The following is a 24,593-nucleotide window of genomic DNA, read 5'->3' as shown; positions in this document are numbered from 1 at the left end:
GCACGTGGAGGTGGACCGATGGTGGACGGCAGCACGCCGGAAACGTTCTCGGTGCTCTCCACGCACGTGGAGGTGGACCGATGGTGGACGGCAGCACGCCGGAAACGTTCTCGGTGCTCTCCACGCACGTGGAGGTGGACCGCACCCGTGCACGTGCTCGGTGGCTGGGCATTGGTGCTCTCCACGCACGTGGAGGTGGACCGCTGACGCGGCTGCTGTGCTGGGCATCCTTGGCGTGCTCTCCACGCACGTGGAGGTGGACCGAAGCACTGGCGGCACTGCGGCCGGTGCGGCGGGTGCTCTCCACGCACGTGGAAGTGGACCGGAGCATACGGAATGACAGTACCGCACGACACCGTGCTCTCCACGCACGTGGAGGTGGACCGACCACCCGCGACCCGTACGACTCGGGCGGAAAGTGCTCTCCACGCACATGGAGGTGGACCGTGGGCCGGTTGGCTGATCGGTGTCCTGACGTCGTCCTCTCCACGCACGTGGAGGTGAACCGGCGCTGCATTCGCTGTACCTGTCCGGGTCGAAGTGCTCTCCACGCGCGTGGAGGTGGACCGCAGGTGTGTGACCTGGTGATGGCGTTGTGGTTGTGCTCTCCACGCACGTGGAGGTGGACCGGGCAGCTCGGCGAAGCTGACCGGGGATCCGGAGTGCTCTCCACAGCACGTGGAGGTGGATCGGCGCTGTGCGCCCTGCCGCAGCGTGTGCTCGAGTGCTCTCCATGCATGTGGAGGTGGACCGACAGTGAGATGACCGAGCACGACAACGTGGTCGTGTTCTCCACGCACGTGGAAGTGGACCGGAACCGCGCTGGGTGATGTGTGTATGCGCCGCGTTCTCCACGCACGTGGAAGTACGTATGACCTGTGTGGTCGGTTGCAGAGGCGTTCTGAGAGTGCGAGATCTCTGGACTTTGCGAACCGGATGGTTATAGCATTCCTGCAGTTGAACGGGTCAGTCAGGGTGAGCGCTGAAATCCGTTCGCTTGCCGATCCAGGGGTTTCACTGCCCCGACGACGGGATTGTCCTCGGCGCGCGTCGCGATGCCACGTTCGCGTAAACGGTGGCGCACGGTCCCGGGAGCGCCATCGCGATGACGAGCGTCGGGTCGCGGACTCTGGCACGCAGACTCGATCAGCATGTAGAGCTGATCAATCTATGAGTTCGCGAGCTCGACATTCCCGCCCGCGCTGAGGCTGAAGCTCGGGGCGAGATGTCCTCCGTGAAGCACGTTCACGGAGCGCTTCATGGCATGAGTCTCAATCGACCACCACTCGGAGTGCGCGACCCCGCTCGCCAGGTAGTACGCCTGGTGGCAGAGATCGCCTAGCCCGACCTTTCCTGAACCACCTCACGTCGCCCCGACCCTCACCTGTTCCTGCGAGGTCATGTATGCACCAGTCCCGCGGCATGGTCATCTGCGTCGCTGGCCCATGCGGCGTCAGCAAGAGACCACCATGGTCCAGGCCCCGGCAATCGCCACACGACCCTGCCCGCCAGTGATCCGGTCGCCGAGCGGATGCCGACGAGCGGCGATCGAACTGATGTGCGAACATTTGGGTGCGGGTGAACGTGGAGTCGGATGGGGAGGTCGCGGTGGCGGTCAAGATCGTGCACGTCAGGCGGTCGCAAGAAGTGCGGTTCGGTGATCGCGCGACGGCGGAGCGCTACGCCGCCCGGTACGGCGGGGTTGACGCTTGGCGGGTCCTGTCTGTGCCCCGGAGACATGTGCTCGACGGGAGCCGTACGGACAGCCACGATGCCCACCGCCGCTGAGCTTGCGACGATGTTCGACCGTCGTCGTGGGTCGTTCGGAGGTCGGTGGCCCGCCGCGGGTCGGGTGCTCATTCCACTGCCGCCAGCACCGCTGTCGGCTGGTGCTGCTGGCGGCCGTGGCGGGTGAGTGCGCGGGCTCGGGCCGAGCCGATGCTGAGCGTGCGGCGAAGCGTGTCGGCGGAGATCGGACGTTGGTACAGGTTCCAGTGTTCGGCGTCGAGCCGGTGTGCCTGCACGCACAGCGGATCGTCCTCCTCAGCGTGTGGTGTCTCCGGGACATCGTCCGCGCTGTTGGCGCTGTGACCAGGCGTGTTGTTCACAACCGTGCGCGGTGCTGGCACATCCTGAGCTTCTTCGGGAGGCTCCAGGGGCGGGTTGGCCTCGCTCGCTTCCGCCGAGTGCGGCGGTGCTGACGCATTCTCGTCGTACTCAGGGGCGGTCCCGCTGGCGATCTCGGCATGGCGCCGCTTGAGTGCCTGGTTGAGCAATTCGACCGACAGGAGGAGCACCAGCGGTGGGCAGGCAGCCACGGCGATGCCGGGTGCGTTCAACTCGGGGGCGGAGGCGATGTTGGCACATAGCGACAGGCCGATACCGAAGCTGAACGACAGCCATGCCTTCCACCGCCCGGCGGCACGGTGGTGGCTGGTCTTCCACAGTTCGATGGTGGCCATGATCAACAGGCCATCCACGATGAGAGGCCAAAGGGCGGCGGTGGTCTCGTCAGCACCGAACCGCAGGGCGAACTCGCGGCCGTGCTGATACGACACGTAGGCCGCACCCACGGACACCAGCAGCGTGCGCGCGCACTGCAGACGCAAGGACCGGTCAGGACGGGAGCTGGAGGTAACTGGCTCGGAGGGCATCAGACCTCACCTGCCGCCAGACGTCGCTCGCCGACGGGCTTGATCCGGATCTCGGGACCTTCGACCAGCACGTCGTGGTGGTTCGTATGCTTTAGCGTTAGGTCCACCAGCGAAAACACAGGTTAGCGGGCCGCTGTCCCTTAGGGATGGCGGCCCGCTAACTTTTTGCATGACTAACCGCATGACTACGTGTCTCGCTCGCAGAGGGGAAACAGCCTGTCCATGGCGGTTGCGCCTTCGACCATGACCGGTCTGATCTCCTTCATGAGGTGGTCGCTGGCTGGACCGTCGAGCTTGATCCAGGCTCCGGCGCTGGCGTCGAAGCTCATGGCGTAGTCGGCTTCTTCGACCTCACGGCCGGTGACGTGCAGAACCCCGTCGGCTTGGCCGCGCGAGCGTCCGAGCACCAACACGGCGTCGACCGCGCCGGTGAGGCCGTTCGTGCCGGAGACCAGGCTTTGGAAGTCTTCGGCGCCTTGCTTGTGCACATGGTGAATGAGCAGGAACGGCACGTTGTCGTGGTCGACGAGCCGTTTGAACCGCACGGCGGCGGTGTAGTCGGCGGCGTAGGCCGAGGCGGCCGCCGGGTCGTTGCCGCGCATCTTCTCGAAGGTGTCGATGTTGACCAGGCGGGCGTGCGGGTTGTTGTCGAGCCAGTCGATGAGCAGAGCCTCGCCGCCTGCGGTCATGGTGGGGCAGGCGGTTTCGAGGGTGAGGTGTGATCCGGCGCGGCCGCCAGCGGCCAGCATCTGGCGGCGCCTGCGTTGCAGCCGACGGCCGACTCAGCCCGGGCCTCGACCCCTCACTGGCGTTCGGGGCTTGCGCCACGTTCGTCTCCGGCCCTTGCGCCTTCCGTGCCGTGTCGAGTCACGGCACGGAAGGCGGTATTCTTTGTCTGATCAGTCAGACAAAGAAATGGGGGGTCGGTGTTGCCGAGGAGAGCTGATCCTGAGCGGGCCGCCCGGAAGCGCGAACAGATCACCGTCGAGGCGAGCCGATTGTTCGCGACGCAGGGATATGAGCGCACAAGCGTGGCAGACATCGCAGAGGCGGCTGGGGTCAGCACTGCAAGCGTCTTCTACTACTTCACCGACAAGGCGGCGCTGTTCCGGTCGATCTTCGAACGGGATCTACCCGCCGTGGAGTCGCTGGTCGAAAGGCATGCCGACAGCGAGACGCCCGTGCCGGCGATCCTCGACGTGGTCAGCGAGCTCGCCAAGGACGCCGCGGATCCGAGCGCATCGGGAATGCTCGTTGAACTGCTGCGGCGCGCCGAGCACGATCCCGCGCTCGTCGCGGTGGTCGCGCAGACCGCCGAGGTGGTCACCGGCGGTCTGGCCGCGCTGATCGCACGGGGCATCGCCGACGATGAGATCGACGCGGCCCTGGATCCGGTCGAGACGGCGAGGTGGTTGCAGGCGATCGTGGATGCGACCTATCTCAACGCCAGGCCCGGATACTGGCCCGTGCCCGAGCTGCGACGCACCGTTCTGAGGTATCTCGGCGCGCGCGAGGAGGAAGGAGAGTCGGATGGCTGAGAGTCGCACGACGATCACGCTCCCGAAGGCGTGGGTTGCCGGCATCTGCCTTGCAGGCGCCGCCCTCGGGTTCGGTGCTGCGTTCCTGGTCCACCCACTCGTGGACTGGCTGCTGTCTCAGGTTGGCGATGCCCCCGGACCGTTGCGTCTCGCGGCCGGTCTGCCGCTCACATGGGCCATCCCGGTGCTGACTCTGGCAGGGCTGGGCTTGGGGGTCTGGGTCGTCCGTGAGTGGCGCAAGGACATGGGCCTCGTCGAAGTCTCGGACGACAGCGTCACCATGCAGCGGGCGGGGGCGAACAGGCGCATCGACCGGGAATGGATCGGCGGCGTGTTCACCGACGGCCACGACCTCGTCATCACCGACCACCGCGGCGGCGAGGTGTCGCGAACGCGCACCGACGGGGTTCTTGCGAAGCGACTGCGTCAGGCGTTCGAGGGATTCGGGTATCCGTGGCAGGGCAGCACCGACCCCTACGAGAGCGCATACGTCACGTGGGTCGACGGGAGCGATGACGTGGACAGCAGAGTGCACGATCTGCTGCGCACCAGGCGCCGTGCTCTCGCAGACAAGCGAACGGGCGCAGCCGATGACGCGCTCGATGAACTTCGCGCCCTGGGAATCGCCGTGCGCGACCGCGACAACGAGCAGCAGTACCGAGTGATCTCATCGCGCTGACGGCAGCTGGCGTCGAGTCCGACCATGTCCAGTTCATGCGTGTCATGTTTTGTTCATGCAAACAAGACTGTCGTTCGCGATGCAGGCGCGGCGGGCACAGATCGTTGATCCGACGGTGCGGGTGATCGCGCGCGAGTGGCTGTCGAAGGCCTCGTTCACCCGCATCGCCGCCGAGGCCGGCCTGTCGAGAGCCCGGGGATGATCAGCTACCACTTCGCCGACAAGGACGAGCTGCTCACGGTGCTGTGCGACACGGTCCTCGACGAGGTGACACGCGCGCTCGCACCAGGCGGGCGGCTGGTGCTCGACGAGCATGTCGCCATACCGCAGGGCACCGCCGCTACCTGTGCCCGACTCGTCGGGAGCGGCTTGGCCAGATGTGTCGCCCGCCACAGCCACAGGAACCCGGCACAGAGCATGGGAGCGCATCCACGCCACGGACGTCGGTGTCACCGGAACCTTCGCGGGCCCTCGGACCCATTTACGTCGAAGCAAGACGTCGGTTCGCCGAAGCAGCAGAACAGGCCATCACACGGTTGACCCACCTCGCTGCCGTAGGCGAGGAAGGTACTGACCGGCTCCAAGACTTCTCGGACCGTTCGGGCATCGAGCTCAGAAACCGTGTGTGTCACGGGATTGGCCCAGCCCTCCGGTTCGTCATCGAGGTCGGAGCGCTTTACGCCGTCGACGAACAAGGTCCACATCGGGTGGTCAGGGAAGTTGTTCAGTCGCAGCACCCACCATTGGCCGTCAACGCGAGCGGCAACCGGGAAGTACGAGTTGCCAGTGCCGAGCCACTGTGGATGAGCATTCAGCTCGGGCCGGGTCTGCATACCTCCAGTCTGACGGAGGTTGCGTCGTGAATCATGTACGTTTGATCGCTGCCGTTACCCTGGCAGTTCGTCGTTCGTCCGACGGTCCGCAGCGCGGCACACACGTTCACGGCAGCAGGCACGGCCGGTCGTGATCACCGCCACTTGACGCCACCTGGCTGTGCTGTTCGGCGAGGTTGGTTCCGCGGCTGGCCGAGGCACGGCCGGAGTTCACGCCATCGCTACGGTTCCCGGCACCGCTGCGTAAGGTCATGTTCATCACCAACCTGAACGAGTCGATCAACGCCAGGCTGCGCAAGGTGACCCGCAACCGCGGGCATGTCACCTCGCTGGACCGTCTCGGACGCACACCTGTTTCCCGGAGCCTGAACAGCGAGCGGGTGACCAGCCCCGGTCATCTCGCAGCAGCGACATCAAGCGTCCTGAACCCGGCTTGTACGGCCGGCGCCACCCACGTCAGCAGTAGCCGCCTGCTCGGCCCCGGTGGAGACGGACGAACGCCTCCGCGCGACCAGAAGAGCCGGTACACCGAGCGCCGTAATCACGGTGAGGGATATTGCACCGGCCTGGAAACCGGCGACACCACCCGATGCCCACGTCCACGAGGTGGCGGCGGCCGCGGGGCCGATGGCGAACCCGGCGGTGCGGAACAGCGCCGCCGTACCGCCGGCGGTGGCCATCATGTCCCCCGGCACCGCCGCCATCATCGCCGCCTGCAGGGGTCCACTGAACAGGCCGTGTCCGACGCCGAGGACGAACAGGCGCCAGGCGATGTCGGACAAGCCCGTGCCCGGGCCCACGGGCGGAATCAGCAGTGCCATGCCACCGACACTCACCAGCGCTCCGATCAGGGCGAGCCGCTGGGCGCCGAATCGGTCGGCGAGCCACCCGGCAAGCGGGGAGAGCAGTGCCGTTCCGGCCGGGAGGGTGAGGATGACGGTGCCCGAGACCTGGGCCGTCAGCCCCAGGAACTCGTCGAGGTAGTACGGCATCAGGAAGAACGGCATGCCGACGCCGGTGACCACCAGCATCAGTGCCACCAGGCGTCCGCCGGCCGCCGGCCGCCGAACCAGCGCCACCACCGGCCGCATGTCGAGCATGGACAGGTGCGGCAGCACGGGCCGTCCGCCGCCCGGCAGCGTCCGAATGCCCAGAGCCAGTGTGATCAGCACGATCGGGATGTTGATGAGGAAGATCGAGCGCCAGCCGAACGCCTCCACCATGAGCCCGCCGACGCCGGGCCCGGCGATCATGCTGAGCGGGATCAGGCCCGTGACAATCCCCATGGCCCGGCCGCGGTGCTCCGGTAGCGTGACATTCGCGACGACCCGATAAGCCATACCATTGAGCACTGCTCCGGCGACTCCCTGAAGGACTCGGGCGGCCAGCAGCATCGCCAGGGTCGTGGAGGCCGCGATGAGTGCGCTTGCGGCCCCGAAGGTAGCGACGGCGAGCAGGAACGCGGGCTTGGTCCCGGACCGGTCCGTCCATCGCCCGGCAGGGACGCTGAGTAACGCCACCGGAATCAGGTAGGAGAGGACCACCCATTGTGTCCCTGACGGCGGGGCGCCGAGATCCTCACCGATGGCGGGCAAGCCGACGGCGACGATCGACATGTCCAGCGCCATCGGGGCGATGGCGAAAGCCAGCGCGACGATGGCGGCCCAGTTCGTCTGCTTCATGGCACCAGGCTCGGACTAAGGCACCCGCACGCGCATTGGGATGCATCCCAATATCCGCCGGGATCTCGAAGCACGAACTAAGCCAGGCCGTTGTGGCGGGCGATCGCGGCAGTCTCCGTGCGGGATCCCGCTCCGAGCTTGGCCTTGATGTTGGAGACGTGGACGCTCGCCGTCTTGGCGGTGATGAACAGCTGCGCCGCGATCTGCCGGTTGTCGTGGCCCTCGACCACGAGACGCAGCACGTCCATCTCCCGGGAGGTGAGGTCGAAGACGTTCTCGGAGTGCGAGGTTGGCTCACCGAGCGAAACGCCTGCGCGCCGGGCGAGATCGGCGATCTCGGCGAGAAGTGGTTCGGCACGCAGGTCCGAGGCAAGGTCGAAGGCACGCGTCAGACGGACGGAGCTCGCGGCCCGATCGGAGGTGGCCAACGCGCGCGCGGCTTTCGTCAACGCCAGGGCCGTACGGTAAGGATCCCCGGCGACCTCCCACGCCGATGCCGCTTCGTCCCACGTGGCCGAACCGGTCGCAGCGTCGAAGTAGACCGCGTGAGCCCGCTGGATCGGGCCGGTGACGGGGAGGTCCGCACGCACGTCGCGGAGCGACTCGCCCGCACCTGCCTCGGCGGCGGCGACGAGCAGCGGCCACGAGAAGCGCGACGTCCGCCGCAGATCGTGCTCCTCCACAGCGCCGCCGGCGATCGATTCCGCGTCGTCGGGCCGTCCCTCTACGAGCGCGAGATCGATCTCCAGCACGATCAACGGGAGGAGTTCGTGCGGGTCCGAACCGAGTGCACGGTTCTCCTCGATCACCGTGGCGGGCAGAGCGGTGTCGCCCCGGGCCAGGGCGATGGATGCGCGATGGCGGAGCAGGTGGGCACGCAGCGCCGGTGTCGGCGCGAGCTCGAGGCCACGTTCGGCGGCTTCGAGCGCCTCGTCCCAGCGACCCGACACCGCGAGCGCCTCCACGAGATCGATCGAGTGGACGGCGCCGGACGTGCGCGCGAGGCCGGTCCCCTCGGCGGTGGCGATACCCTTACGTGCGGCTGCGATCGCCTCTTCGTGTTCGCCGAACGCCTCCAGAAGGTGCGCCTCGTAATGGATCGCCCGCATCAGGGCCCCGTGGTACCCGCCCGTCCGAGCGATCTCTTGGGCCTCACGCAACCCGGGGAAGCCGCCCGAGGTATCACCGTCCCGGATCTTCAGGGCCGACAGACAGGTCGTCGCCATGGCGAGGCTCGCGTCGTCGCCTGCCGCCCGCGCCGCCTCCGTGGCCTGCTCGGCGACCGCCTCGGTTTCCTCGGCGCCGAAACTCTCCATGAGCCGGGAGGCGAGTGCGGCCAGCGCGGGAGCCTGCTGCCCTTCCGGCGCCAGCCGCACGGCCTCGCGGAGATCCTCGATGTCGCCGGGGTTACCGAGGTGACGGCGCATCCGGGCGCGTAGCAGCAGGATACGTGCGGAACGTTCCTGGACGAGAAGCTCGGTCGCATGGCGTTCGCCGCGTTCGTGCTCCCCGGCGAGGTTAGCGGCCTCGACAGCGAGCTCACGAGCCCGATCACGACCAGGGCCTTCCAGCTCGATCACTCGCTCCAGCAGATCCAGCTGTTCGGTATAGGCCAGGCTCTCGCCGGCCTCGGCCGCCGCCCGCCAGAATTCCTCCAGCGCCCGGTCGGGCTCGCCCGCCCGGCTCCAGTGGTAGGCCCGCTCCGCGGACGACCCGTCGACCGTCTCCGCGTAGCGCCGGTGCAGCGCGGTCCGCTCCCCGGGGAGCAGGTCACGGTAGATGGATTCGCGGATCAGCTCGTGGCGGAAGTCGTACGCATCGCCGTCGACAATGAGCAGTCCCGCGTCGAGGGCGGGACGGAGAGAGGCCTCATCGGTCATCCGGAACGGCACGCTGCTCTTCGCCACGCTCAACTCGCGTACCGCACGCCGAGTCCGTTCGGGCAACCCATCGGCACGCGCGAGAAAGAGATCACCCACCCGCTCGGGGTCGCCGGCCTGCAGCGCCTCCACGATGAGCGGGTTTCCCTCGCTGCGCCGGTAGACATCACCCACCAGATCCGCAGGTGGTTCGCGGCCGAGCAGGCCCCGCAACTGGACGGTCACGTCCCGGCGAGACAGCCGCGGCAGCACCATGCGTGTTGCCACGCGGGCGAGCTCGGCCAACCGGCCCCGCCGCTCGTGATCCAGGTCCTCCGGCCGGTAGGTCACGACGGTGATCACTCCACCGACGGATCGCTGGTTGCAGGTCAGGAAGCTCAGCAGATCCAGCGTCGACCGGTCCGCCCAGTGCACATCCTCAATGATCAAGACCACTGGGTGATCCAACGCCTCGAGGAGGGCGAGGACCCGCTCGAACAGCCGAGCCCGGTCCAGGTCGCGATCGGCAGTGCCGTGGGCGGGCCCGAGGTCCGGTACCAGCCACGCCAGATCACTCGCGCCCGGCAGGAAGCAGCGCAGCTCGTCCGGCCCCAGCTCCCGGACGAGGCAGCGTAGTGCCGCGGTGAACGGGGCGAACGGCAGCCCCGCGGTTCCGAGCTCGACGCAGCCACCCGAGAGGACGCGAATCCCCTCCCCCAGCAGGCCGGTCCATTCCGCGATCAGCCGGGACTTTCCGACACCACCCTCACCGCCCACGCGCACGGCCTCCGCGGTGCGGTCATGCCGGACCCGCTCGAAGACCTCCATCAAGCGGGACAGCTCAACGTCACGACCAACGAACCCCGAGTTGCTCACGCCCCCATCATGGCAACTCGGTCCAGCGCGTCCACACCGTCACGTGTCATGCCCACATGCGTCCACCACCCTCGGCAGCAGGAGACGGTTGCAGCAGGCCGGCAGCGTCTCCTGGCCGACCGGGATGAATCGGGCCGGCTGAGCATCGGTGGACCCGGGGCTGGGCCGGTACGCCCCATATCGGCTTGGCCTACCGGATTCGTGCGGCGTATTCAGCCCTATCCAGGGAGCGCCCGGAGGTGCTTGCCGCTCTGTCGTGCGTGGTCGGATCACGCCGCCTGCACCAGGTGCACCTTCGTGACCCGTTGTTATAAGAGCTCGTTTCAGAATGATCGGCGTGTCTGCTGGGGTTGGTTGAGCACGGCTCGCCCCCCCCCCGCCGGACTGGTCGAGGCGACGGACACGGACGGCACTCGGCAGACGATGTCGGCAGCGGCGCTCAACGGCATCTCAGCGAAGATCCGCGGCATTTCCCGCACCGGATCCGGACTCGCCTGCTCCAATCACTCGCGAAGCAACCGCACAAGCCCCACACCGGCATGATCGGTCACCGTGCTCACCGTCCTCCGCAACAGTGACTTCTCCTCCCCGAAGGATCAGCGCGCCGGCCGCTCCACACCACCCCGACCCGCCGCGACGCGGCGGCTGCGATGTTCCAGCTCGGCGAAGGTGATATCGGCGGGGCCGGAACCGGACACGCACCGCAGGAACGTCTTGTCACCTGTCGTACGGCTCACCATTCCGAGCAGGCCGTGGAGGGTGTCAGGTGTGCTCATCGGGATCCTCTCCTCGTGATGCCGGACGATGGGCGAGGTCACGGCAGGGCCGGGAACACGGTGTCGGACACTCGCCCGTCGAGGACCTCGGCGGAGGCCTGCCCGGTGTGGTTGAGCACTCCTCCCACGACCGGCGGTGTGGTCGCCAGTTCCTGCGCCGGGTCGGACGGATACTCCTGAGGCGATCCGGTGTCCATCGACTTGAACTCGTCGGGATCGAACCGCGGACAGCCATGCGAAACGGTGCCGTCCGGCGGCACTGTTCGCTTCGCCCAGGAATTCAGGGCCTCGAAGAAGTCGCGCGCGTTCGGCATGAGCACGTTGTCGTGACCCGCGCCGGGATGCAGGTAGGCGTCCACGCAGGGCGGGTCGCCCAGGTGCGGCGCCTCGGCATTGATCAACTGCCGTTCGGACTCACATGTGACGCCGGCCCCGCAGAACAGCCTGTCCTCGTCACCCTGGGCGATCAGCACCGGCACCCGGATATCGAGGGTGTAGCCGATGTCGAACGGGATCTCGGCGAGCTCGGTGGTAGTCACGGTCTGCTTGAGTTCCTCGTCGGCCGCGACGACCCGGGGATCGACGTTGCCGGGAGCCATGAAGTCGGCGTATCGCGTACCGGAGCGCGTCGTAACGTACGACGGGTCGGCGATACGTCCCGCGAACTTCGGGTCAGCGGCCGCCGGGATGAACGAGGGGGTCAGGACCTGGGCGATGGTGTCCATCCGGAGAAAGTGGTTGGCGCCGGTGACGACGATCGCGTCGACGTCACCGAATCGACTCGCTTCGATCCAGGTCACCCCACTGCCGTAGGAGTGGCCTACCTGGATGACCTTGTCGAACGTGATCGGCCCGGACGCGCTGACCATCCCACCGTGCCGCAATTTCTGAACCAGCTGGTGCGCCACCCACACATGCGTGTTCATCCCCAGCGACGAGCCCGGCGGATGTGAGCTCGCCCCGGACCCGAGCCGGTCGATCGTCAAGGTCGCGAACCCTTCCGCATTAGCCGAACGCGCGTAGGAGTACCGCCCGTCGAACCCAGGGAAGTCGAAGTAATGGTGGTCATACGTGATGCCATGGGTCAGCAGCATCACCGCGGCGGGGGAACGCCCCTCCGGGACGCACAACTCGCCATAGACATGCTGGTCCGCGGGGCCTCGCTCGGACATCGACACCGGAATCCGCTGCTCCTGGCACACGCGCGACGGGCCGGTGTCGGCAACGGCCACGGCCGGTGGCGCCGTGACGCACAACAGTGCCGCGCTCAGCACACCGAACACGCTTCGGATCCACCGTTTCCCCACCCGTAGCACCTCCTTGTGCACTCCCACCGGGCACTTGGATGGCCGCTACGATAGTATTGACCGTACGTACGGTCAATACGGAGCGGGTCGGCGCCGGACCGATTCGGCTACGGTGACGTACTGTGGATCGACAACCGCCGAGCGACGGGCGATACGACGTGAACCCCAGCGAGCACCCCGGCAGCGCCCCCGGCGACGGACGCGCGCCAGGCCGGCGCAGCACGATCTTGGACGTCTTCGGCCGCCACGTAGCCGAGCGCGGGTTCGAACGTGCCAACTTCGGCGACATCGCCGCCGAGCTCGGTATTTCCAAAGGCACGATCGTGCACCACTTCGGCACGAAGAGCGTGTTGCTCAGGGAGCTGCAAGAGCGATACATGCGCAGGCGCCTCGCCGAGGCCGAAACCCTTCTCGACAACACGGCAGGCGCGGACGAACAACTGGCCGCGCTGATCTACGCGTTCGTGAACTATCAGGTCGTCGACCGGACGTCCACGGTCGCGTTCCAGAGGGAAGTGGTCCAGCTACTCGACGACGAGACCCTCGCCACCGTCCGGCGGCAGCGTGCCGACTACCGGCGGCTGGTTCGCGACGTGATCCGCGACGGCATCGACACCGGCCTGTTCCGCCGCTGTGACGAGGACATCGTCAGCCTGTACATCTTCGGCTCGGTCCACTGGATGTGGACCTGGTTCGACCCGGACGGCCACGCCCCGGTCGACCACATCGCCAGCGAGTACGTCGCCACCACGCTCCGCGGGCTGGTCATCGACGACAGCAGGGTGGAACGACTCAGCGACCCCAACGGCACCATCGCCGAGCTCGTACGGCACACCCTCGAAGCGGCGAACGACAATCACGCCGTGCAGCGGTGATGCCGGCACCCTGCCGACGGAATCGACCGTCCGGTGACATCGCTTCCTCCGCGTCGTGGCTTCCGTCGGCAGCACCGACGTCCGCGCGAGGGATCCGCGTAAGGTCCGGCACCGGAGACGGAAGGCGTGTTCCGGGGCGGCGACGGATGCGGAAGCACGCGGATCTCCGGTCGCCCTGTCCCGGCGTTCCGGCCTGTCCGCCTATCCGATCTCCCGTCCTCGGGTATCACCCGCTTCGGCGAACCGACCGGTTCGACTACGCGACAGCGTGGCGAGCATGGAACGGCTGCCTTCGAACCACCGGCTCACCCGCGGTCCAGCCACACGGCTCGCAGCTCCCAGATCGAGCCAGGTATCCACGTCGTGCGACAACCGCGGATCGCACCTGCTGGTGAGATCGACCGCGCCCGAACGCCGGTGGTGTACCGCCGAGTCGTGCCCGAACCGTGGTCGCAGCAGCGCCCCTCGGTGGCTCGCCAGTACGGTCGTTCCCGTCCCGTGCACGTCGCGGATGAATGCCGGACGTTCCGCCGGAACCATACGCAGGAACCCGGTCAGCCCCTCCGTCGAGAGCCCGGGTAGGTCGGCCACCACCATCGCCACGCGACGGTGCCCCGAGTCGAGCGCGATGTCGCTGCCGCAGACCAGTGCCGCGTTCAGGGTGTCCCGCCCGTCGCGTACCACCGGTTCCAGAACCGGACAGAGCCCCCGGTCGCTGAGCGCACGGGCGAGGTCCCACAACTCAGCTGCTGGCGCTACGACGAAGCACGCGTCCACCACGGGTGTATCACACACGGTACGTACGGTGTCGTGCGCGAAAGCCCGCGCCAACTCCTTCCGGGCACGCGCGTGCATACCCGTGAGCCTGCTCTTCGCGACCTGCCACGACTTCACGGGAACCACGACCGCCCACCCGCTCACAGCGCGCTCGCCGCCTGATCATCGAGGAACCACCGCGTCCTCACGCGGCCACGGACTCGCGCGGCCGGAACGGGGTCCGTGGGATCCTTGTGCACCGCCGAGGCTACAGCGGCGGCCTTGGCCGCTCCGGCCGTCACCAACCATGTCTCGGCAGCCCGGGCGATCGCGGGGAAGGTCAGCGTGACCCGGGTCGATGGAGGTTTGGGACTACCGTGTACGGCGACCGCGTAGCGGAGAGGTTCCTCAGCCGCGGCCGACCCCGGAAACAGCGAGGCCACATGGCCGTCCTCACCCACACCGAGCAAGCAGATGTCGAACAACGACCCGGATGTCCGTGCCTTGCGAGCCAGCAAATCAGCGTAGGAAGCCGCAGCGGCGGCGCAGTCGGACCCGTACACACCGTCAGAAGCGGGCATCGGAAACACCCGGGCAGTCTCGACCGGCACGTACTGTAACAGTGCGCGACGAACCTGAAGCTCGTTGCGCTCGGGATCGTTACGGGGAACGAAGCGGTCGTCGCTCCAGTAGAAGTCCACTGCGGACCAGTCCACCTCGCGAACCAGGTGATGCCTGGAAACACGCTCGAACACCGCAATCCCGGTACGGCCTCCGGTTACGGCCAACGACGCCGAGCCCTCGCGGGCTTGCGTATGCGCGAGCGACCTGACCAGTTCCGTTGCCACCGACTCGGTCAGGGCGTCCTCCGAGTCCCGAACGAGCACGTCCGATCCGTGCTCGGCGTACGATGCGTGGTGGGACACAGTCACTCTCCCTTCGCACAACTAGCGGCCGGGCGCCCGCGAACGCGCTCCGGAGTCGCGCAGGAACCGTTCCCGCCCGCATCCGGGACCGGGGAGGACCTCGCTGTCGTACCCGTCGCCGTAGCGCGCCGCGGCCGCCCGGCAGCGGGGTCTACCGGGGCACGTCGCATCCGGTGATCACACCCGCATCGCGGGCGTCGGTCTCAAACACGAGACGACTCCTCGTGACCTCGGCATGACGTGGGCGTGTTCAACACTCCGCCACATTCACGGCGAGGCCACCACGCGACGTCTCCTTGTACTTGGCCTTCATGTCGGCCCCGGTCGCTCGCATCGTCGCGATGGCCTCGTCCAGGGACACGTAATGCGTACCGGTCGATCGCAATGCCATCCGCGACGCGGTCACCGCCTTGTTGGCGGCAACGGCGTTCCGCTCGATGCACGGGATCTGAACCAGCCCTCCGATCGGATCACAGGTCAGGCCGAGGTTGTGTTCCAGCGCGATCTCCGCCGCATACTCGACCTGCGCCGGGCTTCCGCCGAGAACCTCTGTCAAGCCCGCGGCCGCCATCGAGCACGCCGAACCGACCTCGCCCTGGCAACCCACGTCGGCTCCGGAGATCGAGGCGTTCTGCTTGAACAGCATGCCGATCCCACCCGCGGTCAGCAGGAATCGGACCACACCGTCCTCGCTCGCGCCCGAGACGAAGCGCCAGTAGTAGTGCAGCACCGCGGGAACGATGCCCGCGGCGCCGTTCGTCGGAGCAGTGACGACACGGCCGCCTGCCGCGTTCTGCTCGTTGACAGCCAGGGCGAACAGCGCGACCCAGTCCATGACCTGCAACGTGTCGCGCGGTGATGCCGACGCGAGGAGGTCCTGGTAGAGGCCGGGCGCCCTCCTCGGAACCTTCAGCCCTCCAGGGAGCACACCGGCGGCCCTGCATCCCGCACGCACGCACTCCCGCATCACCCGCCACCGGTAGAGCAGTCCCGCTCGGACATCCGCTTCCGGACGCGACACGCGTTCGTTCGCCCACACGACATCGCTCACCGGTCCGTCGATCTCATCCGTTCGGGAGAGCAGCTCGGCTGCCGTCCCGTACGGGTACCGTACCCGCGAGGCCCCAAGCTCAGTCCCGTTCCGCTCACCCGGAGCGCCCTCGCTGACGAAGCCACCGCCGATCGAGAAGTAGGTACGCTCCCGCAGCGCCGCGCCGCTCGCGTCCAGCGCTGTGAACCGCATTCCGTTGGGATGCTCCGGTAGCGTTCTCCGGCGGTACAGGAGGAGGTCACGCCGTTCCACGAACGCGATCTCATACCCGCCCGCCAGGATGATCCGTTCGCGGCGCCTCATCTCGTCGAGACGCTCCACGGCCGCATCAGGATCGACGCTTTCCGGTTCCTCGCCGGTCAGTCCGAGCAGGACCGCACGGTCACTGCCGTGCCCGCGGCCGGTCGCACCCAGGGAGCCGAACAGCGCCACACGCAGCCGAGCTACCGACGGCAAGAGGCCGTCGGTCCGCAACTCGGCAACGAACCTGCCGGCCGCGCGCATCGGTCCCACCGTGTGGGAACTGGAGGGACCGATGCCGACGGAGAACATGTCGAACACGCTGACTGTCATCGACGCGCTCCCTGCCTTGTCCCCCGCCCCGCAGCGGGACGTCCGCCGCCCCACCCGGCCCCCCGCGGAACGGTGCGGGTCCGGTCCCGCCATCGCGCGGCACGCGGCACGAGTGCGCCTGCCCGGCTCCCCGGATGGTCCATGACTGAACCGCGAATGGTCGCTACCTCTTCTTCGCCAGTTCGTCGGAGGCCATCTGCGCACCCTCGACCAGATTGCGCAACTTCATCCAGGCGATCCTCGGGTTGACCATCAAAACGTTGACGAACGTTCCGAATCCGCAGTCGACGCCTGCGATCAGGTTCTCCTGCCCCACCAGGTTGGCGTAGGTCTGAATCCGCTGCGATATCAGCTCGGGACGCTCGACGATCTCGATCTTCGAGTCGACCACACCGGGAATGATCACCTTCCCGTCCGGGACCTTGAGGTCCTTGAAGACCTCCCACTCGTGCGCGTGCGCAGCGTTGGCCGCCTCGAAGTTGATACCGCACACGTTCGCCTTGAACGCCGGCTCCAGCGCGTCCCGTACCGGGATGTCGTTGACGTGCGGTCCATTGTAGTTGGCCCAGCACAGGTGCATACGTACCTGTTCCGGAGAGATTCCCTGGAGCGCCACGTTGAGTGCCTCCACGTGCAGGTCCTGGATAGTGCGGAACCCGCGTTCCTCCACCTCGCCCCACATCCATGTCCGGATGTCCGCACCGAACGCGAGATCCGGGGCGTCGATCTGCACGAGCAGCCCCGCGTCGGTGATCGCACGGTACTCCGCGTTCATGACCTCACCGATGGCGAGCACGTACTCGTCGTAGCTCTTGTAGTACCGGTTGGGAGAACACATCGCCAGCAGTCCCGGCGACACCGCGGGCATGAACGCCTCGGTGGGTGGGCTCTGTGTCAGTGCGGCCTTGAAGTTGTCGATGTCCCGCTGAACCTGGTCGTGTCCGATGTACGACAGCGGGCGGGTGCAAACCGGAATCTTGACGTGCGTGTCCTTGTAGATCCGGTACACGATCTCCGGGAACGGCTCCATATCCATGAACCGGAAAACTTCCGAGGCATCGATGTATTCGTCGAACCCGTCGATACGATCGCCGACGTACTCGAGGTATCCAGGCTTGGCCGTCTCCCCGTCCGACACCACGTCGATCCCGCACTCGACCTGCCGCGCCACGACCTCCGCGGTCGCTTCCTGCACACGTTTCTCGAAGAGGTCGTCGTCGATATTGTTCCCGAGCACACGAGCCGTAATCATCTCGTTGACGTCCTCGGGCCTTTCGAAACTTCCGGTATGCGTCGTCAGCACGCGGTCAACGCTACGCTTCATGGTATTCGTAGTCCTTCCATACGTGGCATCGTCATGCGGATCAGAATCCGCGACGGCCGAATGCAGGTGAGGTTATTTACCTCAGTGCACGGTACCGCGCTCGCGCACGCGCGACCATTGACCAAATTCACCAAACACCGATCGCGTTCTTGACCGATATGTCAATGCACCGGTTCGCGATCGCGATAGATACTACCCGAAAACGCTCACTCCCGGCTGATCGCCGAGACCGAACTCCTCGTGGAGAGTGCTTATGAACACCAACCCGCTGGGTGTCCTCGTCATGACGTCGACACCCCCCGAAGACGTCGGGCCCACCGCGGCCATGATCGAAGACCTCGGCTTCGGGGAGGCCTGGGTCGCGGAGGACTACTTCTTCTACGGCGGTTTCACCGCGTCCGCTGCCGCGCTCGCGTCGACATCGACGATCCCCGTCAAGCTGGGCATCGTCGCCTCGGTGGCCCGCCACCCTGCGGTCACGGCTATGGAGATCGCCAACCTCGCGCGGACCTATCCCGGCCGGTTCACCGCCGGGATCGGGCACGGCGTTCCTGCCTGGACCGATCAGATGGCACTCACCGCGCGCTCCCCGCTCAGCGCGATGGAAGAGTGCGTTTCCGGGATCCGGAGTCTCCTGCGGGGGGAGACCGTCGACGACGAGGGTCGCAGCTTCACGTACCGGTCCGTTTCGCTGACACATCCCGCCACGACCGACGTACCGTTGTTCACCGGGGTCGTCGGACCGAAGTCGCTGGCACTGTCCGGTCGCATCGCGGACGGCACCGTGGTCAGTGTCCTGGCGGGACCGACGTACGTGCGGTCGGCACGCGAGCACATCGAACGGGGCATGGCTGCCGGCGACCGGAAGGAACACCTGATGCCGGTCTTCGCCTTGTCGAGCGTCTCCGAGGACAGCGCGACCGCTCGTGCCGCCGTACGCCCTGCGCTGGCCATGTACCTCACCGCCCTCGGACCGCACAACCCGCTGAGCGGGGCACTCGGCTGGAACGACCACCTGGCGGAGCTGCTCGAGGGCGGCATGGAACGGGTGGAACGCGAGATGCCCGAGGAATGGATCGACGAGATGGCGATCGCGGGCAACCCGGCGGAGGTGTCCGACAAGGTGCGGCGGCTGCTCGACGCCGGGGCTTCGAGCGTCGTGTTGGCTCCCGTCAATCCCGCTTCCACGGCCGACGAACTTCGCCTCGTGTCGAAGTCCGTCCTGCCCGAGTTCAGCTAGCACCGCACGCCGGCACCCCGGCCGACGGCGGCCGGGGTGCCGGGGCGTACCGGAACGGACACGGCGATCTCGCGATCGTACCGGCGGCTCCGTGCTCGCGGCTGCCGACCAACCGGCACGCCGACCCGCACCCGTATCAGCTCAACACGTCGGTAGCACGATCAGTACCGTCCCCAACGGAGTGTCGGCAGCCGTACTCGCTGTCGAACTCGGACCCTTACAGCCTCCGTCACGAGCCCGCCCGGAACCGTCCGGGAAACGTCATCGGGTGGTCGGTCACGGTCGGTCCGGAACGGGCCGTCTTCATGGTCATCCCGGACCTTCCCGCGCGGAGTCCGCGTGGCACGCGCCGCGGTCCCGTGTATCTCGAAGCTCCGAACGAACCATCGCGGCGCCATCCACCATCGCCAGCAGCTTCGCCCGGGCGATGTGTGCGGGAAGGTGACGCAGTCCGCAGTCCGGATTGATCACGAGCCGCTCCGCGGGGATCGTTCGCAGCGCCGTGCGGATCCGCCCGGCAACCGTGCCTGCCGTCTCGACCTCCTCCGTCTTGACGTCGATGACACCAAGACCCACTGAGCGATCCCAGCCGAATCGTTCGAACAGGCCGAGGTCCCCGTACCCGCGCCGCGCGAACTCGAACACCAGCTGATCCACATTGGCGTCCAGAACCCCCGGAAACAGGAAGTCGTAGTGACCTTCCCAGATGGGCCGCGCGTAGCGGTTGCCGTAACACACGTGCAACGACCAGTACACGTCGACATCGGAGGTGATGATGTTGACTCCCTCGACCGCCACATCTACCTGGTCCCGGTAACCGCACAGGAACGGTTCATCGATCTGCAACCAGGTCGCACCCGCCTGTGCCAGGCGTTTGGCCTCCATGTTCAACAGCCGGGCGAGCGCACGGACCAGTTCCGAGGAATCCGAGTACGCGTGGTTGCGTATCCTACGTGACAACGACAGCGGTCCGGTGAACGAGAACTTGACCGGACGATCGGTGTTGGCGCTGGTGAAGCTCAGATCATCGACCAGGCCCAGCGGGAGCATGGCGTTGTCCGGAAGCGGCCTGCTGACCACGGCGTCGAAATAGTTGTAGGAGTCCGATTTGGCGACATCCGGTATATCGATTCCGGGTATGCGCGACAGCAGGTAGTCCACATCGTTGTCCCTCCGGAGCTCACCGCCGGAGACGACGTCGATGCCGGTACGCTCCTGATCCTTGAGCGCAGCCTTGGTCGCGACATCGTGGATGTCGTCGAGGTACTGCCTGCTGATCTTCCGCTGGTAGAAGTCCGTCTTGACGCTTTCCAGCCACTCCGGAACCGAGTACGAGCCGACCACGGTAGTCGGCAACAGCGGAAGTTCCGTCGAGTCGTTCTCCTCGGCCACGTCAATCCCTCGCTTGTGCGGTGAGAGTCATGATGTTGGTACTCGCACGATGGGTGAACGGGACGAAGTCCACATCGAATCCGCGACGGTTCCCGATGTACCGCAGCAACGGACCGTTCACCCAGTTCACTACGGAACCGTCGTACTTGCCAGGACCGCAGAAGTTCGTATCGTAACGGGCGGGATCGGTGACGAAGAGGTCGTGGCAGTGCAGGTAACCATAGGGATGCAGCAAGGGCAGCGTACCGACGAAACTGGCTACGGCACCGTTGCTGACCTGCATCCGGATGTCGCCGCAGCCTTCCAGGACCGGGCGCAGGGCTTCTCCGGTGACCGACGGGGCGATCTCGTACAGGTCCAGCCCTTCGAGGGGGACGTACCGCTCTTCGAGGCGGACCTCCGCCCAGAGCTCTTGCCAGAACCGGACCGCGGCACTCGCGTCCGGGAAGTGCCCCGGCATCGCTTCCGCGAGGAGCTCCGGGCCCAGCCGGAGCAACTTCGCCGCTACGGCGACGACATCCGAGGACAGCAGCGAGGCGTGCTCGGCGAGCCGCTCAGCGGCCCGGTTCGCGATGTAGGCACGTACCTCCACCCTGTACATCCGCCCGGACAAGGATGCCACCTCGTCGGTCGGCAGGTTGTCGTACACGTTCGATACATAGGCGAGAAAAGCCTTGTGGCGCAGGAATCCCAGGGACGATGCCGGGTCGGTGGCGTCGAGTACGATCGAGCTCACCTTCGTGGCATGGTCGGCCACGGCACGCTGCGCCTGCTTCAGTACGTGGGGTGAGTAGTCCCCCATGATGTAGTGCAGCCTGCGATAGTAGTCGCCACCGTGTTCCTGGGCCAGCTCCCGGAACTCGTCCAGCCAGATGCGCGCCGGACCGCCGTTACCCACGCCGAGCTCGATGACGTAGAGCTCGTCGGGCAGCGCGTTGTGCGTGGCCAGCTCGTCCCATATCGAGAACAGTTTGTGGATCATCTCGCGGGCGGCGCCCACGCTGCGCGCGTCGCTACTCCCACCCGGCAGCGCTTGCTCGTAGGCGGCCCCGGTCACCTGTTCCCAGAGCGACAGCGCCTGCCAGTACAGTGCGTTGAAGTCCCAGATGCAGCTGTCCTTGCCGGGCGTCCACGGCTCCAGGTAGGTGCGTCCACGCGTATCCGGGTGGCGGTGTTCCCGCAACGCGCCCACGACCTCGTCACTGATATCGACACTGCCCGCCCGCCGCAGGTCGACCGCGACCTCCACCGCCGATTCCATACCGTCCATGGCGGTGATCGAGCGAACATCAATGGTGTCGCGGAAGTTGTGCTTGTACTGGATCCAGTCGCACACCACTCGTAGCCGCGACAGATCGACACTGTCCTGGCCGAGTGCCTGAACGAGCGGGCCCAGGACGGGACGGACGTCGAGAGGCGACGAACCGTGCAGTCGCTTTGTCGGGCGCACGTCAACCAGCATCGGCGCTCCTTTCACGGGAACCACATGCGTTCACTTCGAATCGCGGCCGGTCCAGCCCCGAACGATCGACGATTTCCGGAATGAGATGCTCTCTGCCGAAGGCCATCAGATGTATCCCGCTCACTCCCTCTATGTCACGGATACGGTGAATGCTCTCCGCGCACAGCCGGAGCGCTTCCTCGGTGAAGCCTTCCGTTCCGGCGCGCAGCAAACGCGTGGCTACCGTGTCCGGAACCCACACCCCCGGCACCTTGGTCCGCATGTGCTCGAGGGCCCGCGGGCTGACGATCGGACCGACGCCGGCGATGATGTGCGCGCGTTCGTGCAGCCCCAGCTCCCTGACCTCGGCCATCCATCTGGTGAACGCGGAGATGTCGAAGACGAGCTGGGTCTGGACGTATTCCGCGCCGGCACGCACCTTCTTGGCCAGGCGTCGTGCGCGGAAGCCTGCGGGCGGAGCGAAGGGATTCTCCACCGCGCCGATATGCAGCTCGGGTGGCGGGTCGAGTGACCGGCCGGACAGTAGCTGCCCGCGGTCACGGAGGTTCCGGGCCGTCCATACCATCTGCACGCTGTCGAGATCGAATACCGGTTTGGCGTCCGGGTGGTCGCCGTAACTGGGATGGTCCCCACTGAGCAACAGCACATTGCGCACGCCGAGCGCTGCCGCGGAAACCAGGTCGGACTGCAGGGCGATCCGGTTGCGGTCCCGTGCAGTCAACTGCATGACCGGGTCCATGCCCTCGTCGAGGAGCACAAGGCTCCCAGCCAGACTGGACAGCCGGACGAACCCGCCTTGGTTGTCGGTGATGTTCACCGCGTCCACCCAGCCACGCAGAGCGCGGGCCTTCTCCCGGATCACGTCCGTATCGGCCCCGCGCGGTGGGCCCAACTCGGCCGTCACCACGAACCGTCCCGCACGAAGCGCTCCTGCCAACCCGCTACCGCTCACCATCACCCTTACCTGTCACCAGTACCGGCAGGCCGAGATCAACAGGAGTCGCGCGCCCACCGGGCTCGGTCCAGAGTCCGTCGTCCCGTCCCTGCCAGTAATTGATCCAGGAGCTCTCGCCCCACTGCCGCTGGTCGATCGGCCTGTGCAATCGTTCGAGGTCTCCGGCGTGACCGCCTGCCTCGGCGCGCTCCACGGCGATCAGCCACACGCAGCGCTCACCCGGGTACACCTCGCAACCACCGTCCGGAAGCACCCCGCCGCACGGTCCGTTCCGGAGCTGTTTAGGGCAGGTCATCGGGCACGCGTAACCCGTGACGGGCAGCGCGCACTGGCCACACATGCGGCATCCGAACACGTTTCGCTTGACCGACTCCTCCGTGCGCGTGAACAGCCTGCGCAGCCACGCCCGCCGCTCGAGTACCCTCGCCACGAACCGGTACGCCCCGTTGGGCTCGAGGAGCCGATGCAGCCGGTACAAGGTTCGTACGGACAGCCCCGGGCGCGTCGGCACCGCGGGTGGTGACGGCATCGCGCTCACCTCTCCCTCCGCACAGGCACGTCAGTTCACGGCCGCTTCCGCCGGTGCGTGCAGCGCGGCCTCATCGCGCAGCACATCCGCCTTGTCCGTGCGCTCCCACGTGAAGTCGGCGTCATCGCGGCCGAAATGCCCGTACGCGGCCGTCTTGCTGTACACCGGACGGTTCATGTCGAGGTAATCCCTGAACGCCGCGGGCCGCATGTCGAAGTGGCGCGTGACGAGCTCATGGATCGCCCTGACCGGGATCTTCTCCGTTCCGAAGGTGTCGATCAGCAACGACATCGGCCGCGCGACGCCGATGGCGTAGGCGACCTGGATCTCGACCCGGTCCGCGAGCCCTGCTGCGACCACGTTCTTCGCCACGTACCGGGCCGCGTACGCGGCCGATCGGTCGACCTTGGACGGATCCTTCCCGGAGAACGCGCCGCCCCCGTGCCGTGCGAAGCCACCGTAGGTATCGACGATGATCTTGCGCCCGGTCAGGCCGGCGTCACCGACCGGCCCGCCGATCACGAAACGTCCCGTCGGGTTGACGAGGAAGTTGTTGCACAGCAGGTCCGGCGAGTACATGCCACTGGGCAGCACCGGTAGCGCCACGTGCGTCCACAGGTCCTCGCTCAGCCGATCCTCCGCCCCCGGTGCGTGCTGGGAAGGGATGAGCACTTTCTCGATCTCCACAGGCACGCCGTCCCGGTAGCGGACCGTAACCTGCGTCTTCCCGTCCGGGCGCAGGTACGGGAGGCTGCCTGTCTTGCGCACCTCGGCCAGCCGCCGTGACAGCCGGTGCGCGATGGCGATCGGCATCGGCATCAGCTCGTCGGTCTCGTTCGTGGCGTAGCCGAACATCATGCCCTGATCGCCGGCACCGGACCGGTCGTACACATCGGCATCCGCGAGTCGCGAGCGGAGCTCGTGGCCGACGTCGACGCCCTGCGCGATATCCGGCGACTGGCGGTCCAGTGCGGTGATCACCGAGCAGGCATTGCCATCGAACCCGTAGGTCCCGCTGTCGTAACCGATATCGCGAATCGCCTGCCGCACCGTCTCGGTGAAGTCGATGGATCCGGACGTGGTGATCTCACCGGCGAGCAGGACCAGGCCCGTCGTCACGAGAGTCTCGCACGCGACACGGGACGCTCGATCCTCGGCCAGCGCCGCGTCCAGGATCGCGTCCGAGATCCGGTCGGCCATCTTGTCGGGATGACCTTCCGTCACCGACTCGGACGTGAAGAGATACTCGTCGCCGCCTGTGGCATTGCTGCTCATGACACCGCCCATCCGTGATAGTGATCTGTGT

Annotated in this window: 22 protein-coding genes and 1 CRISPR repeat array (1 of these 23 only partly in view); of the genes, 4 read left to right on the top strand and 18 right to left on the bottom strand. The window is 66.8% G+C overall.

Annotation, left to right across the window (positions count from 1 at the left end; all coding sequences use genetic code 11):
- Positions 1-630: a CRISPR direct-repeat array (repeat unit 29 nt; unit sequence GTGCTCTCCACGCACGTGGAGGTGGACCG); it reaches 683 nt to the left of the window's first position.
- 1,226 nt (positions 631-1,856) lie between these two features.
- Both H0B56_RS16910 and H0B56_RS16905 read right to left on the bottom strand, forming a co-directional pair.
- Positions 1,857-2,654 carry a DUF2637 domain-containing protein gene (locus H0B56_RS16910; RefSeq protein WP_180894058.1) on the bottom strand — a complete coding sequence of 266 codons (798 nt, stop codon included), beginning with the start codon at positions 2,652-2,654 and terminating at the stop codon, positions 1,857-1,859.
- A gap of 185 nt (positions 2,655-2,839) precedes the next feature.
- Complete coding sequence (locus tag H0B56_RS16905; RefSeq protein WP_343063939.1) at positions 2,840-3,424, bottom strand: AAA family ATPase; 585 nt, start codon at positions 3,422-3,424, stop codon at positions 2,840-2,842.
- Positions 3,425-3,580: 156 nt separating this feature from the next.
- Between H0B56_RS16905 and H0B56_RS16900 the strand changes: the two genes are divergently transcribed.
- Positions 3,581-4,192, top strand: a complete 612-nt coding sequence (locus tag H0B56_RS16900; protein WP_343063929.1) for a TetR/AcrR family transcriptional regulator — start codon at positions 3,581-3,583, stop codon at positions 4,190-4,192.
- Positions 4,185-4,871 carry a YqeB family protein gene (locus H0B56_RS16895; RefSeq protein ID WP_180894056.1) on the top strand — a complete coding sequence of 229 codons (687 nt, stop codon included), beginning with the start codon at positions 4,185-4,187 and terminating at the stop codon, positions 4,869-4,871. Before H0B56_RS16900 ends, H0B56_RS16895 begins: the two co-directional genes overlap by 8 nt.
- Before the next feature lie 42 nt (positions 4,872-4,913).
- Here the strand turns inward: H0B56_RS16895 and H0B56_RS16890 are convergent, their stop codons facing one another.
- The 7 genes from H0B56_RS16890 to H0B56_RS16860 form a co-directional block, all read right to left on the bottom strand.
- Positions 4,914-5,186 carry a hypothetical protein gene (locus tag H0B56_RS16890; protein ID WP_180894055.1) on the bottom strand — a complete coding sequence of 91 codons (273 nt, stop codon included), beginning with the start codon at positions 5,184-5,186 and terminating at the stop codon, positions 4,914-4,916.
- 134 nt (positions 5,187-5,320) lie between these two features.
- Positions 5,321-5,704 carry a hypothetical protein gene (locus H0B56_RS16885; protein WP_180894054.1) on the bottom strand — a complete coding sequence of 128 codons (384 nt, stop codon included), beginning with the start codon at positions 5,702-5,704 and terminating at the stop codon, positions 5,321-5,323.
- Between the two features lie 106 nt (positions 5,705-5,810).
- Positions 5,811-6,029, bottom strand: coding sequence for a hypothetical protein (locus tag H0B56_RS16880; RefSeq protein WP_180894053.1), 219 nt, complete (start codon positions 6,027-6,029; stop codon positions 5,811-5,813).
- An 88-nt stretch (positions 6,030-6,117) separates the two neighbouring features.
- Positions 6,118-7,386, bottom strand: a complete 1,269-nt coding sequence (locus H0B56_RS16875; RefSeq protein ID WP_180894052.1) for an MFS transporter — start codon at positions 7,384-7,386, stop codon at positions 6,118-6,120.
- 77 nt (positions 7,387-7,463) lie between these two features.
- On the bottom strand, positions 7,464-10,121 hold the full coding sequence (locus H0B56_RS23530; RefSeq protein ID WP_180894051.1) for an AAA family ATPase: 2,658 nt from the start codon (positions 10,119-10,121) through the stop codon (positions 7,464-7,466).
- A gap of 596 nt (positions 10,122-10,717) precedes the next feature.
- Positions 10,718-10,897, bottom strand: coding sequence for a hypothetical protein (locus H0B56_RS16865; RefSeq protein ID WP_180894050.1), 180 nt, complete (start codon positions 10,895-10,897; stop codon positions 10,718-10,720).
- A gap of 38 nt (positions 10,898-10,935) precedes the next feature.
- Positions 10,936-12,204, bottom strand: a complete 1,269-nt coding sequence (locus H0B56_RS16860) for an alpha/beta fold hydrolase (protein ID WP_180894049.1) — start codon at positions 12,202-12,204, stop codon at positions 10,936-10,938.
- Positions 12,205-12,326: 122 nt separating this feature from the next.
- On the opposite strand from H0B56_RS16860, the gene H0B56_RS16855 reads away from it, so the two are divergent.
- Positions 12,327-13,079 carry a TetR-type transcription factor C-terminal domain-containing protein gene (locus H0B56_RS16855; protein ID WP_343063928.1) on the top strand — a complete coding sequence of 251 codons (753 nt, stop codon included), beginning with the start codon at positions 12,327-12,329 and terminating at the stop codon, positions 13,077-13,079.
- A gap of 201 nt (positions 13,080-13,280) precedes the next feature.
- Here the strand turns inward: H0B56_RS16855 and cofC are convergent, their stop codons facing one another.
- The 4 genes from cofC to H0B56_RS16835 form a co-directional block, all read right to left on the bottom strand.
- Complete coding sequence (cofC, locus tag H0B56_RS16850; RefSeq protein ID WP_180894048.1) at positions 13,281-14,000, bottom strand: 2-phospho-L-lactate guanylyltransferase; 720 nt, start codon at positions 13,998-14,000, stop codon at positions 13,281-13,283.
- Positions 13,997-14,761: a 6-phosphogluconolactonase gene (gene pgl / locus H0B56_RS16845; RefSeq protein WP_180894047.1), complete on the bottom strand. Its 765-nt coding sequence runs from the start codon at positions 14,759-14,761 to the stop codon at positions 13,997-13,999. Before pgl ends, cofC begins: the two co-directional genes overlap by 4 nt.
- Positions 14,762-15,011: 250 nt before the next feature.
- Positions 15,012-16,385: an L-serine ammonia-lyase gene (locus tag H0B56_RS16840; RefSeq protein ID WP_180894046.1), complete on the bottom strand. Its 1,374-nt coding sequence runs from the start codon at positions 16,383-16,385 to the stop codon at positions 15,012-15,014.
- A 163-nt stretch (positions 16,386-16,548) separates the two neighbouring features.
- The gene (locus H0B56_RS16835) at positions 16,549-17,709 is read right to left on the bottom strand and encodes a cobalamin-independent methionine synthase II family protein (RefSeq protein WP_180894045.1); all 1,161 of its coding nucleotides are present in this window, start codon (positions 17,707-17,709) and stop codon (positions 16,549-16,551) included.
- A gap of 253 nt (positions 17,710-17,962) precedes the next feature.
- On the opposite strand from H0B56_RS16835, the gene H0B56_RS16830 reads away from it, so the two are divergent.
- Complete coding sequence (locus tag H0B56_RS16830) at positions 17,963-18,949, top strand: LLM class flavin-dependent oxidoreductase (protein ID WP_180894044.1); 987 nt, start codon at positions 17,963-17,965, stop codon at positions 18,947-18,949.
- A 309-nt stretch (positions 18,950-19,258) separates the two neighbouring features.
- On the opposite strand, the gene H0B56_RS16825 is transcribed toward H0B56_RS16830, so the two are convergent.
- From H0B56_RS16825 to metK, 5 genes are read right to left on the bottom strand one after another with little or no spacing between them, the layout of a single operon-like run.
- Positions 19,259-20,341: a uroporphyrinogen decarboxylase/cobalamine-independent methonine synthase family protein gene (locus H0B56_RS16825; protein WP_180894043.1), complete on the bottom strand. Its 1,083-nt coding sequence runs from the start codon at positions 20,339-20,341 to the stop codon at positions 19,259-19,261.
- Position 20,342: 1 nt separating this feature from the next.
- Positions 20,343-21,803, bottom strand: a complete 1,461-nt coding sequence (locus tag H0B56_RS16820) for a class I SAM-dependent methyltransferase (protein WP_180894042.1) — start codon at positions 21,801-21,803, stop codon at positions 20,343-20,345.
- Positions 21,793-22,758, bottom strand: coding sequence for a methylenetetrahydrofolate reductase (locus tag H0B56_RS16815; protein WP_180894041.1), 966 nt, complete (start codon positions 22,756-22,758; stop codon positions 21,793-21,795). Before H0B56_RS16815 ends, H0B56_RS16820 begins: the two co-directional genes overlap by 11 nt.
- Positions 22,745-23,287, bottom strand: a complete 543-nt coding sequence (locus tag H0B56_RS16810) for a methylenetetrahydrofolate reductase C-terminal domain-containing protein (RefSeq protein ID WP_180894040.1) — start codon at positions 23,285-23,287, stop codon at positions 22,745-22,747. Before H0B56_RS16810 ends, H0B56_RS16815 begins: the two co-directional genes overlap by 14 nt.
- Before the next feature lie 30 nt (positions 23,288-23,317).
- The gene (gene metK / locus H0B56_RS16805; RefSeq protein ID WP_180894039.1) at positions 23,318-24,562 is read right to left on the bottom strand and encodes a methionine adenosyltransferase; all 1,245 of its coding nucleotides are present in this window, start codon (positions 24,560-24,562) and stop codon (positions 23,318-23,320) included.
- Positions 24,563-24,593 lie beyond the last annotated feature (31 nt).

The organism is Haloechinothrix aidingensis (assembly GCF_013450155.1).
Classification (GTDB): Bacteria; Actinomycetota; Actinomycetes; order Mycobacteriales; family Pseudonocardiaceae; genus Haloechinothrix; species Haloechinothrix aidingensis.
The sequence above is the reverse complement of the archived record's forward strand: the minus strand, read 5'-3'. Positions and strand labels throughout refer to the sequence as shown.